Source organism: Rhizobium sp. NZLR1b (genome assembly GCF_019685155.1).
Lineage (GTDB): Bacteria > Pseudomonadota > Alphaproteobacteria > Rhizobiales > Rhizobiaceae > Rhizobium.
Genome location: NZ_JABDWC010000009.1, coordinates 1 through 12,560, shown reverse-complemented (window position 1 = coordinate 12,560; position 12,560 = coordinate 1). Strand labels below are relative to the sequence as shown.

Below are 12,560 nucleotides of genomic sequence, written 5' to 3'. Positions count from 1 at the left end.
GCTGGGCGTGTACCTTCACCCATTGGCACACTCGAGGTGGTCATGCGGACGACGATCGATATCGATGATGGCTTGCTCGACGCAGCAATGATCGTCACGGGATTGGCGACAAAAGAGGCCGCCGTCGAATAGGCTTTACGAAGCCTGATCGAGAGGCGCCGCCGGAAAAATGCGAACACAGACCTCGCAGGGATAGGCTGGGAAGGCGACATGGAAGAGATACGTTGCGACCAGCCGAACGGAAGACGGTGATTGTCGTCCACAGTTCGGTCTTGGATCGTGCGTCTGCGCGGGATAAGTGCGGCCAACCCGGTCCGGGAGATCGCCGATGCCGGCCCCTCATCCGCCTGCCGGCACCGACCGGGGTCGAGCCACGGGTCTCGACCCGTCCTGCGGCCCCCCGTAAACGGGGCGAAGGGACATGCCGCGCCCTCTCCGTTCCCACCTCGCTCTTGCAAGGCACGTGCCCTCGCCCCGTTTACGGGGAGAGGGTTATGGTGAGGGGCAGCCGTCGGCGCGAATCGCTTCGATATCGCTGCTCGATGCCGGCGAAGAGCGATCATCGTCCGCTACGGTCAGGCCGCCGGCGGATAGAGCAGATCGACGATGTAGCTGGCGTCGAAGCGAGAATCGAGCATGCCGTAGGTGGAGCGCCAGCCGCCGGCAAGGCGCGTCTCGATGAAGGCATCGGCAATGCGCCCTGCCCCGAGCCGATAGAGTTCGGCGGCACCGGCGGCGAGCGCCAGCTGCTCGACGAGCAAGCGCGCGGCGCCCTCATCCTGTTCACAGAGCGCGACAGCGGCGCGTAGCACGTCGATCGTCTTCTTGCCGGCCGGGCCGAGATCGCGGGCAAGGCCGGCGAACACCGTTTCGAACAGATCCTTGCCACGGTTGAGCACGCGCAGCACGTCGAGCGCCATGACGTTGCCGGAGCCTTCCCAGATGGCGTTGACCGGAGCCTCGCGGTAGTGGCGGGCGATCGGGCGTTCTTCGATATAGCCGTTGCCACCGATGCATTCCATCGCCTCGTAGATCAGCGCCGGCGCGATCTTGCAGCACCAGTATTTGGCGACCGGCGTCATGACGCGGGCATAGGCTGCTTGCTCGGCATTGCCGCGCGCCTTGTCGAAGGCATCGGCAAGACGGAAGGACAGTGCCGTCGCGGCGGCGACATCGAGCGCCATGTCGGCCAGTACGCGCGTCATGATCGGCTGGTTGACGAGCATCTTGCCGAAGACGCTGCGGCCGCGGGTGTGGTGTACGGCTTCGGCCAGTGAGGCGCGCATCATGCCGGATGAGGCCAGCGCGCAGTCGAGCCGCGTCAGTGTCACCATGTCGAGAATGGTGCGGATGCCGGCATCCGGGCCGCCGAGCAGGAAACCGAACGTGTCGGTGAACTCCACTTCGGCAGAGGCGTTTGAGCGGTTGCCGACCTTGTCCTTCAGCCGCTGGAACTGCAGGCCGTTGGCGGAACCGTCCTCCAGCAGGCGCGGCACGAGGAAGCAGCCCATGCCCTCCTTCGTCTGCGCCAGCATGATGAAGGCATCGCTCATCGGAGCCGACATGAACCATTTATGGCCGGACAGCCGGTAGATGCCCTCGCTGACCTTTTCGGCAGCGCTGCGGTTGGCGCGCACATCCGTGCCGCCCTGCTTTTCCGTCATGCCCATGCCGATGGTCACGGCAGACTTCTGCATGGCGGGCTTGTTCGACGAATCATATTTGCGCGAGAGGATTTTGGGGGCCCAATCCTTCTGTATTGCCGGCGAGGCCGAGAGCGCGGCGACCGAGGCGCTGGTCATCGTCAGCGGGCAGAGATGGCCGGATTCCAGCTGCGACGACAGATAGAAGCGGGCGGCGCGAACCTTGTGGGCCTCATCCTTGGCTTCGCTATCGGCCTGCGGATCCCAGACCGAGGAATGCAGGCCGACCGACATGGAGCGGCGCATCAACGCGTGCCAAGCAGGATGGAACTCGACGACGTCGAGGCGCTCGCCGCGCGGACCGTGGGTACGCAGCTGCGGCGGACCCTGGTTCGCCATGCGCGCCAGCTCCTGCGCCTCCGGCGAGGTGACGTAGCGGCCCATGTTTTCCAGGTCTTCGCGGATGCCGCGCGGCAGGGCTGCCGTCAGATCGACGATCAGCGGATCGGATCGATAGGCGTTGATGCCGGACCACAGGCTCGGCTGATTGAGTTCTGCGAGTTTTTCTTCAGTCCGGTTGGCGGAGGTCATAATTCGCTTCTAGTGTAAGAGCCCGGCAAAGGGAAACCGGAAGTTATGATTCGGTTCATTCTGCTCTATCGGAATTTTGGCGAAAATGCATGGGGACATAAGCCTTTGCCCACAGCGCATGCTTGCCCCGGCGGGCATCACTCTTTATAGACCCGCCAGAGACAGCAAGAGGCAGGGTCATGGTCTTTTTTCCCCACCGCCACCTCATCGGCATCAAGGGCCTCACTGAGCAGGATATCACCTATCTGCTCGACAAGGCCGACGAGGCCGTCAAGATCAGCCGCCAGCGAGAGAAGAAGACGTCGACGTTGCGCGGGCTGACGCAGATCAACCTGTTCTTCGAGGCATCGACCCGCACGCAGGCCTCCTTCGAGCTGGCCGGCAAGCGGCTCGGCGCCGACGTCATGAACATGTCGGTCGGCAACTCCTCGGTGAAGAAGGGCGAAACGCTGATCGACACGGCGATGACGCTGAATGCGATGCGCCCCGATGTGCTTGTTATCCGCCATTCGAGCGCCGGTGCTGCCGCCCTTCTCGCCCAGAAGGTCTCCTGCTCCGTCGTCAATGCCGGCGACGGGCAGCACGAACATCCGACCCAGGCGCTGCTCGACGCGCTGACGATCCGCCGCGCCAAGGGCAAGCTCTCGCGCATCATCGTGGCGATCTGCGGCGACGTGCTGCATTCGCGGGTGGCGCGCTCCAATATCCTGCTGCTCAATGCGATGGGCGCCCGCGTGCGCGTCGTCGCGCCCGCGACCCTGCTGCCCGCCGGCATCGCCGAGATGGGCGTCGAGGTCTTCCATTCGATGAAGGAAGGGCTGAAGGACGCCGACGTGGTGATGATGCTGCGGCTGCAGCGCGAACGCATGTCCGGCGCCTTTGTGCCTTCGGTGCGCGAATACTATCATTTCTACGGGCTCGACGCCGAAACGCTGAAGTCGGCGAAGGAGGATGCGCTGGTCATGCATCCCGGTCCGATGAACCGCGGCGTCGAGATCGCCTCCGAGGTGGCGGACGGGCCGCAGAGCGTGATCGCCGAACAGGTGGAAATGGGGGTCGCGGTGCGCATGGCGGTGATGGAGACGCTGCTCGTCTCGCAGAACCAGGGTCCCCGAAGCGATGGAATGATGGCATGAGCAACCCGATCGTCCTCAAAAACGTCCGCATCATCGATCCGTCGCGCAATCTTGACGACGTTGGCACGATCATCGTCGAAAACGGTGTGATCATTGCTGCCGGTTCCGCGGCACAGAACCAGGGCGCGCCGGAAGGTGCGACCATCCGCGACTGCGCCGGCCTTGTCGCGGCCCCCGGTCTCGTCGATGCGCGCGTCCATATCGGCGAACCCGGCGGCGAACATCGCGAGACCATCGCCTCGGCAAGTCGGGCGGCAGCAGCCGGCGGCGTCACCTCGATCATCATGATGCCGGACACCGATCCTGTCATCGACGACATTGCGCTCGTCGAATTCGTCAAGAAGACGGCCCGCGATACCGCCGCCGTCAACGTCTATCCGGCAGCCGCTATCACCAAGGGCCTTGCCGGCGCGGAGATGACGGAGATCGGCCTGTTGATGCAGGCGGGCGCCGTCGCCTTCACCGATGCCCATTCGAGCGTGCACGACACGCAGGTGCTGCGCCGGATCATGACCTATGCGCGTGAATTCGGCGCCGTCATCTCCTGCGAAACCCGCGACAAATATCTCGGCGCGAACGGCGTCATGCATGAAGGGCTTTTCGCCAGCTGGCTCGGGCTCTCCGGCATTCCAAGGGAAGCCGAACTGATCCCGCTCGAACGCGATCTCAGGATCGCAGAACTGACGCGCGGCCACTATCACGCCGCGATGATCTCGGTGCCGGCCTCGGTCGAGGCTATCGAACGCGCCCGCAGCCGCGGCGCCAAGGTGACCTCAGGCATATCGATCAACAATCTGGCGCTCAACGAAAACGACATCGGCGAATACCGCAGCTTCTTCAAGCTCTATCCGCCGCTGCGCCCGGAAGACGACCGGGTCGCCATGGTCGAGGCGCTTGCGAACGGCGCGATCGACATCATCGTCTCCTCGCACGACCCGCAGGACGTCGATACGAAGCGCCTGCCCTTCGGCGAGGCGGCGGACGGCGCGATCGGCCTTGAAACCATGCTGGCGGCGGCTCTCAGGCTCCACCATGGCGGTCAGGTGAGCCTGATGCGCCTGATCGACGCCATGTCCACCCGCCCCGCACAAATCTTCGGCCTCGCCGCCGGCACGCTGAAACCGGGTGCTGCGGCCGATATCGCGCTGATCGATCTCGATGAGCCTTGGCTTGTCGCCAAAGACATGCTTCTCTCCCGCTCGAAGAATACGCCGTTCGAAGATGCGCGCTTCAGCGGGCGGGCCGTCGCGACTTATGTCTCGGGAAAGCTTGTCCACGCACTTTAAGAACCGGCTGGACTTAAGAAACGGCATACTGGGGATAGGCCACGGAGGGGCTGAGGCGGCATATGTTATCCAATCTCATGTCATGGCAGATTACGCTGCCGATCGCGCTTGCCGCCGCCATCATCGGCTACCTCTTCGGCTCGATTCCCTTCGGCCTGATCCTCACGCGTGCCGCCGGCCTCGGCGACGTGCGCAGCATTGGCTCCGGCAATATCGGCGCGACCAACGTGCTGAGAACAGGAAACCGCAAGCTCGCGGCTGCGACACTGCTGCTCGATGCGCTGAAGGCGGCGGCAGCGGCCTGGGTTGTCGGTTATTTCCTCGGCGAGGAGGCGGCGATCATCGCCGGCTTTTTCGCCTTCATCGGCCATCTCTTCCCGGTCTGGATCGGCTTCAAGGGCGGCAAGGGTGTTGCCACCTATATCGGCACCCTGCTCGGCGTCGCGCCGATCATGGTCGTGCTCTTCGCCGCCGTCTGGCTGGCGGTCGCCTTCACCAGCCGCTACTCGTCGCTATCGGCGCTGGTTGCCATGCTTGTCATTCCGGTTGCGCTATGGATACTGGGTAACGAAAAGGTTGCTGCTGTCATGGCGATCATGACGCTGATCTCCTACTGGAAGCACAGGGCCAATATTTCCCGCCTGATGGACGGCACGGAAAGCAAGATCGGAGCAAAGGGATAATGGATGCGCCGGGCGCGGGATCAAAAGGCGTCGCGCTGAGCGAACGGCAACGCATCGCCTGGCTGCGCCTCATCCGTTCCGACAATATCGGCCCGGCCACCTTTCGCGACCTGATCAATCATTTCGGATCGGCCGAGGCAGCGCTCGCAGCACTGCCGGAGCTTTCGGCGCGCGGCGGCTCGACGCGGGCAATCCGCATCGCCAGCGAGGCTGAGGCACATCGGGAACTGGAGGCGGCTCGCCGTTTCGGCGCCCGCTTCGTCGGCATCGGCGAGCCGGACTATCCGCAGGCCCTGAAGCAGATCGACGGCGCGCCACCGCTGCTTGCCGTCAAGGGCGCTCTTACCGCCGCCAAACGACCGGCCGTCGGCATTGTCGGCTCGCGCAACGCCTCGATCGCCGGCGCGAAATTCGCGGCGATGGTGGCGCGCGACTGCGGCCGGGCCGGTTATACCGTGGTCTCCGGCCTGGCCCGCGGCATCGACACGGCAGCGCATCGGGCAAGCCTCGACACGGGCACGATCGCAGCGCTTGCCGGCGGTCTCGATCAGCCTTACCCACCGGAGAATATCGGCCTGCTCGAGGAAATAACCGGTGGCAACGGCCTGGCGGTGAGCGAGATGCCCTTCGGCTGGGAACCGCGCGCCCGCGATTTCCCGCGCCGAAACCGGCTGATCGCCGGCATCGCGCTCGGCCTTGTGGTCGTCGAAGCGGCAACGCGCTCAGGCTCGCTGATCACCGCACGGCTTGCCGGCGAGTTCGGCCGCCTGGTGTTTGCCGTGCCCGGCTCACCGCTCGATCCGCGCTGCCACGGCAGCAACGGCCTGCTGAAGGACGGCGCTTCGATCGTCACCACACCTGCCGATGTCGTCGAGGCTTTGGCGCCGCTTACGCAATTCGAGCTGTTCCCGTCATCGATGGCCGAGCAACCGGCACGTGACGGCAAGGCGATGACGATGCCGCCCGGCGATTCAGACCGGGCTCGCATCATCGATGCGCTCGGACCAACCCCGGTCGAGATCGACGACGTCATCCGCCATACCGGTCTGTCAGCATCCGCGGTCTATCTCATCCTTCTGGAGCTCGACATCTCAAGCAGGCTGCATCGGCATCAGGGCGGTCTCGTCTCGCTTGCCGATTGAATTTCGCGCGATATCTCGGCGCGGCGCTGAGAATGGCGAACCATGCCGAAAATGATCGGCAACCTATCTCAAGGTGTATTTTTCCGACGATCCTCTTTCGGCTGCAACAGACGCAAGACGTAAAATTGTACCAAACCCCTTGACCGCGGCGATTTCCCTGTCCATGTCGGAGGGCCGGGCATCCATGTTGCGGTGTGTGTTGCGCTGGCTTAAATGCTGGCGTCGTTTCCTTTTTAGAGAATCATCATGAATGTTGTAGTGGTGGAATCGCCTGCCAAGGCCAAGACGATCAACAAGTATCTGGGTCCGGGATACAAAGTGCTCGCCTCCTTCGGCCATGTGCGCGATCTGCCTGCCAAGGATGGCTCGGTCCTCCCCGATCAGGATTTCGAAATGCTTTGGGAGGTCGATAGCGCCTCGGCCAAGCGGATGAAGGACATTGCCGACGCGGTGAAATCCTCCGACGGCCTTTTTCTCGCGACCGACCCGGATCGCGAAGGCGAAGCGATTTCCTGGCACGTTCTCGACATGCTGAACAAGAAGCGCGTGCTGAACGGCAAGCCGGTCAAGCGCGTCGTCTTCAACGCCATCACCAAGAAGGCGGTGCTCGACGCGATGGCCGATCCGCGCGACATCGACGTGCCGCTGGTCGACGCCTATCTCGCGCGCCGCGCACTCGACTATCTCGTCGGCTTCAATCTTTCGCCGGTCCTGTGGCGCAAGCTGCCCGGCGCACGTTCGGCCGGCCGTGTCCAGTCTGTGTCACTTCGCTTGGTCTGCGACCGCGAATCCGAGATCGAGCGCTTCATTTCGGAAGAATACTGGAACATCTCGGCGCTTCTGAAGACACCGCGCGGCGACGAGTTCGAGGCAAGGCTGGTTTCGGCGAACGGCAAACGGCTGCAGCCGCGCGCGATCGGCAACGGCGAGGATGCAGGCCGGCTGAAGGCGTTGCTCGATGGTGCGAGCTATGTCGTCGACACGGTCGAGGCCAAGCCGGTCAAGCGCAACCCGGGACCGCCGTTTACGACCTCGACGCTGCAGCAGGCCGCTTCCTCCAATCTCGGCTTCTCCGCCTCGCGCACCATGCAGATCGCTCAGAAGCTTTATGAGGGCGTCGATATCGGCGGCGAGACGGTCGGTCTGATCACCTATATGCGAACCGACGGCGTGCAGATGGCACCGGAAGCGATCGATGCGGCGCGCAGCGCCATCGTCGACCAGTTCGGCGAGCGCTACATGCCTGAGAAGCCGCGCTTCTATTCCACCAAGGCCAAGAACGCCCAGGAAGCGCATGAGGCGATCCGTCCGACCGATTTCTACCGGTCACCCGACCGCGTGCGCCAATTCCTCGATGCCGACCAGATCCGGCTCTACGACCTGATCTGGAAGCGCGGCATCGCCAGCCAGATGGCCTCGGCCGAGATCGAACGCACGACGGCTGAAATCACCGCCGACAACAAGGGCGAGAAGGCCGGCCTGCGCGCCGTCGGTTCGGTCATCCGCTTCGATGGTTTCATCGCCGCCTATACCGACCAGAAGGAAGACGGCGAACAGAGCGACGACGGCGATGAGGATGGCCGCCTGCCGGAGATCAATGCGCGCGAGACGCTCGCCAAGCAGAAGATCAATTCGACCCAGCATTTCACCGAGCCGCCGCCGCGCTACTCGGAAGCTTCGCTGATCAAGAAGATGGAAGAGCTCGGCATCGGCCGCCCGTCCACCTATGCGGCGACGCTGGCGACATTGCGCGATCGCGACTATGTGACGATCGACAAGCGCAAGCTGATCCCGCAGGCCAAGGGCCGGCTGGTGACGGCTTTCCTCGAAAGCTTCTTTACCAAATATGTCGAATACGACTTCACCGCCGATCTCGAGGAAAAGCTCGACCGGATTTCCGCCGGCGAGCTGAACTGGAAGCAGGTGCTGCGCGATTTCTGGAAGGATTTCTTCGCGCAGATCGAAGACACCAAGGAATTGCGCGTCACCAATGTGCTGGATTCGCTGAACGAGTCGCTGGCACCCCTGGTCTTCCCGAAAAGGGAGGACGGCAGCGATCCCAGGATCTGTCAGGTCTGCGGCACCGGCAACCTGTCGCTGAAGCTCGGCAAATATGGCGCCTTCGTCGGCTGCTCGAACTATCCGGAATGCAACTACACCCGCCAGCTCTCTTCTGAAAACGGCGGGGAAGCGGATGGTGCCGGATTGAACGAGCCGAAGAACCTCGGCACCGATCCGACGACCGGCGAGGAGCTGACGCTGCGTTCCGGCCGCTTCGGCCCCTATATTCAGCGCGGCGACGGCAAGGAAGCAAAGCGCGCTTCGCTGCCGAAGGGTTGGAAGCCCGAAGACATCGACTATGAAAAGGCGATGGCTCTGATTTCGCTGCCGCGCGATATCGGCAAACATCCGGAATCCGGCAAGATGATCTCGTCGGGCATCGGCCGCTATGGGCCGTTCCTGCTGCATGACGGCTCCTATGCCAACCTGGAAACCATCGAGGACGTGTTCTCAGTCGGCCTCAACCGCGCCGTGACTGTCATTGCCGAAAAGGCGAACCAGCCGCCAGGCCGGGGTTCGCGCGGTACGCCGGCGGCGTTGAAGACACTCGGCGACCATCCCGACGGCGGCGCGATCACCGTTCGCGACGGCAAGTACGGCCCTTACGTCAACTGGGGCAAGGTCAATGCCACCCTGCCGAAGGGCAAGGATCCGCAGGCGATCACCGTCGAGGAGGCGCTCGTGCTGATCGCCGAGAAGGCCGGCAAGGCGCCTGCTGGCAAAACCATCAAGGCGAAAGCCAAGCCGAAGGCGGCGGCCGCCGAAGCCAAGACCACCAAGACGGCGGCCAAGCCGAAGACAACAAAGGCGAAGGCGCCCGCGAAATCGAAAAAGAGCTGACGTGAGCAGAATACCGCGCGACAGAACGAACCCTGCGGGAACGCGCCCTGGCAAGATCGGTCGTGCCGGCAAGGATGCTTCCGCGGTCGAGCCGCTGAACATCGTCCACGGCGCGCTGCCCTCGCGCGAGGTGATCCTGCGCTTCATCGCCGATCATCCGCAGAAGGCCTCCAAACGGGAACTCGCCAGGGCCTTCGGCCTGAAGGGCGACAACCGCGTCGAGCTCAAGCACCTTCTGCAGGAGCTTGAGCAGGAAGGCATGCTGCAGAAGAACCGCAAGTCGCTGATCCGTCCCGGCGCGCTGCCGCCGGTCACTGTCCTCGATATCACCACGCGCGACAAGGATGGCGATCTGATCGGCCGGCCGGCGGAATGGCCGGAAGACCAGGGTGTCGCACCTGCCGTCGCCATCCGCCAACAATCGCCTGCTGGCCGCCAGGGCAAGGGCAAGGCGCCCGTCGCCGGTCTCGGCGACCGCATCCTGGCGAAGATCTTCCCGGCCGTCGATCGCGGCGGGCCGGCCTATACGGCGCGGATCATCAAAGTGATCGACAAGCGCCGCGGCGCCTCGATGGGCGTTTTCCGCACGGCGCCTGGCGGCGGCGGCCGGCTGCTGCCGATCGAGCGGCGTGGCGAGGAGATGGTCATCGATCCAGACTTCACCGGCGGCGCCACGGACGGCGACCTGGTCGAAGTCGAAATCGCCCGCCTCGGCCGTCTCGGCCTGCCGCGCGCCAAGGTGCTTTCCGTCGTCGGCTCCGTCGGCTCGGAAAAGGCGATCTCGATGATCGCCATTCATGCGCATGGCATCCCGCATGTGTTCCCGCCAGCCGTCGTTGACGAGGCGGACGCAGCAAAACCCGCCACGATGTCGCATCGCGAGGATTGGCGCGACGTGCCGCTGATCACCATCGACCCGGCCGACGCCAAGGACCATGACGACGCCGTCTATGCCGAACTCGACCCCTCGCCCGACAATCCCGGCGGCGTCGTCGTCACCGTGGCGATTGCCGATGTCTCCTGGTATGTCCGCTCCAAGTCGGCGCTCGACCGCGAGGCGCTGAAACGCGGCAACTCTGTCTATTTCCCGGATCGGGTGGTGCCGATGCTGCCGGAGCGCATCTCCAACGATCTGTGTTCGCTGAAGGAAGGTGTCGACCGCCCGGCGCTTGCCGTGCGCATGAGCTTTTCCGGAGAAGGCCGCAAGATCGGCCACACCTTCTATCGCATCATGATGAAGAGCGCGGCCAAGCTGTCCTACCAGCAGGCGCAGGCGGCGATCGACGGCAAGCCGGACGATCAGACCGGACCGATGCTCGAGCCGATCCTGAAGCCCCTCTGGCACGCCTATGAGGTTATGAAGCGCGGACGCGACCGGCGCCAGCCGCTGGAACTCGACATGCCGGAGCGCAAGATCCAGCTGAAGCCCGACGGCACCGTCGACCGGGTCGTCGTGCCGCCGCGCCTTGAGGCGCACAAGCTGATCGAAGAGATGATGATCCAGGCGAACGTCTGCGCCGCCGAGACGCTGGAAAAGGCACGTCAGCCGCTGATCTACCGCATCCATGACGGCCCGACGCTTGCCAAGCAGGAAATCCTGCGCGAGTTCCTGGCGACGCTCGGCATCCCGCTTGCCAAGGGCGGCAACATGCGCGCCAACAACTTCAACGGCATCCTGGCGAAAGCGGACGGCACGCCGCACCAGACCATGGTCAGCGAGATGGTGCTGCGTTCGCAGAGCCAGGCGATCTACGGCCCGGAGAATATCGGCCACTTCGGCCTCAACCTGATGAAATACGCGCATTTCACCTCACCGATCCGCCGTTACGCCGATCTCATCGTGCATCGCGCCCTCGTCGGCTCGCTGGGCTTCGGTGAAGGGGGCATCACGCCCGAGGAAGAGGCGGCTCTCGACGATATCGCCGCCGAAATCTCGACCTTCGAGCGCCGCGCCATGGCGGCCGAGCGTGAGACGGTCGACCGGCTGATCGCCCACCATCTCAGCGGCCGCGTCGGCGAGGAGTTTGCCGGCCGCGTCTCGGGTGTGACGAAATCGGGGCTTTTTGTCGTTCTGCCGGACTATGGCGCCGACGGTTTCGTCCCCATATCGACGCTTGGAACCGATTATTTCATCTATGATGAGGCGCATCAGGCGCTCTCCGGTGAAGGGACAGGGCTTGGCTATCGCCTTGGCGACAGCGTCACGGTGAAGCTTGCCGAAGCGATTCCGCTCGCCGGCGCGCTGCGTTTCGAAATGGTCAGCGAAGGGCGCGAAATGCCGACGGCGGTGCGCTCCTTCCACAAAGCGGGCCGCCGCGACAGGGGCCAGGTCCGCAAGAAGCCCGGAACGAGGCCGCCGCGCGGGCGGCATTAGTACCATTCCGCAAGAGATCCGCCGAGAAACATGAATCCCCATATACCCCGTTGAGACGACCACGGGCTTCAGGTTGGAGTAGCATGGGCGGAATGGTCAGAAGCCCCGTCAGCCGTCTACAATCAGTTCGGATCACGGCGAGGACTGCTTGAAACCGTTTTCGATGAGATTGCGCTTCAGGGTGGCCTTACGCGGATCGCCCAGGCGATGGCGATGCCGAATGCCCAAGCGGGACTCGATCATTTGATCGAAATCTTCTGCAATTTCTGGAACGGCCGTCGGTCGGTTGCATGATGCAATGGTGCTCGACGCCGAATTCGCGCAGGCATTGATCGAGCGAAACGAGCGCCGGCGGCAAACCATCGAAGTGCTGGTTGGGCGAATAACAAAGGGCAAGGCGTTTTCAATCAGCCAACGCGATGCTGTCGCATCTAATCTTTGCTTTTACGAGCTTCGCAATAGTTCGAATGCTGGGGGTGGGACGATCCCAAGAGGCGGTTGTCCTCCTGATCAAGGCTGCATGCAAGGATGCGATCGACCGAATCACATCGGAGGATTGAAATCCGCCAAACCTGTTGCAGTTGGGGGATGATCGATTGGCCCGTGCTGCTAGGGTGCGAATATTCCGCGACCGCGATCGCGCTACCGGCCGCGTCAGCTCTCAGTACCCACGACCACTAGCAGGCTGCTGAAAAACCCACTGGCTTTTGGGCTGGACACATGATTCCATCTTGCAAGTGATTTCGAGGGAATTTGGATGCGCGGCGGGGATGATCGGACGGGGTCGCTGTTTTCGTATGTCGA

The 12,560-nt window shown here is 63.5% G+C and carries 9 protein-coding genes; 7 read left to right on the top strand and 2 right to left on the bottom strand.

Annotated elements, in window-relative coordinates; translation table 11 throughout:
* The first annotated feature begins 42 nt into the window (after nucleotides 1–42).
* Entirely contained in the window at nucleotides 43–132 is a 90-nt protein-coding gene (locus HJB84_RS34100; protein ID WP_405049244.1) for a type II toxin-antitoxin system VapB family antitoxin, read from the top strand.
* 443 nt (nucleotides 133–575) lie between these two features.
* Here HJB84_RS34100 and HJB84_RS14820 read toward each other — a convergent pair whose 3' ends face one another.
* Entirely contained in the window at nucleotides 576–2,234 is a 1,659-nt protein-coding gene (locus tag HJB84_RS14820; RefSeq protein WP_207583823.1) for an acyl-CoA dehydrogenase family protein, read from the bottom strand.
* A gap of 179 nt (nucleotides 2,235–2,413) precedes the next feature.
* Here HJB84_RS14820 and HJB84_RS14815 point away from each other — a divergent pair, with 179 nt between their 5' ends.
* From HJB84_RS14815 to rnr, 6 genes are all read left to right on the top strand, one after another.
* Nucleotides 2,414–3,370, top strand: coding sequence for an aspartate carbamoyltransferase catalytic subunit (locus HJB84_RS14815; protein WP_207583822.1), 957 nt, complete (start codon nucleotides 2,414–2,416; stop codon nucleotides 3,368–3,370).
* Nucleotides 3,367–4,656, top strand: coding sequence for a dihydroorotase (locus HJB84_RS14810; protein ID WP_221116268.1), 1,290 nt, complete (start codon nucleotides 3,367–3,369; stop codon nucleotides 4,654–4,656). Before HJB84_RS14815 ends, HJB84_RS14810 begins: the two co-directional genes overlap by 4 nt.
* Before the next feature lie 62 nt (nucleotides 4,657–4,718).
* Complete coding sequence (plsY, locus tag HJB84_RS14805; protein ID WP_221116267.1) at nucleotides 4,719–5,339, top strand: glycerol-3-phosphate 1-O-acyltransferase PlsY; 621 nt, start codon at nucleotides 4,719–4,721, stop codon at nucleotides 5,337–5,339.
* Nucleotides 5,339–6,481, top strand: coding sequence for a DNA-processing protein DprA (gene dprA, locus HJB84_RS14800; protein ID WP_221116266.1), 1,143 nt, complete (start codon nucleotides 5,339–5,341; stop codon nucleotides 6,479–6,481). The genes plsY and dprA overlap by 1 nt, the downstream gene beginning before the upstream one ends.
* A 246-nt stretch (nucleotides 6,482–6,727) precedes the next feature.
* Nucleotides 6,728–9,382, top strand: coding sequence for a type I DNA topoisomerase (topA, locus tag HJB84_RS14795; protein WP_207583818.1), 2,655 nt, complete (start codon nucleotides 6,728–6,730; stop codon nucleotides 9,380–9,382).
* A 1-nt stretch (nucleotide 9,383) separates the two neighbouring features.
* Nucleotides 9,384–11,756 (top strand): ribonuclease R, encoded by a 2,373-nt coding sequence (gene rnr, locus HJB84_RS14790; protein WP_221116265.1) that lies wholly within the window; start codon nucleotides 9,384–9,386, stop codon nucleotides 11,754–11,756.
* A 132-nt stretch (nucleotides 11,757–11,888) separates the two neighbouring features.
* Here rnr and HJB84_RS14785 read toward each other — a convergent pair whose 3' ends face one another.
* Nucleotides 11,889–12,152, bottom strand: a complete 264-nt coding sequence (locus tag HJB84_RS14785; protein WP_207583816.1) for a hypothetical protein — start codon at nucleotides 12,150–12,152, stop codon at nucleotides 11,889–11,891.
* Nucleotides 12,153–12,560: the final 408 nt, after the last annotated feature.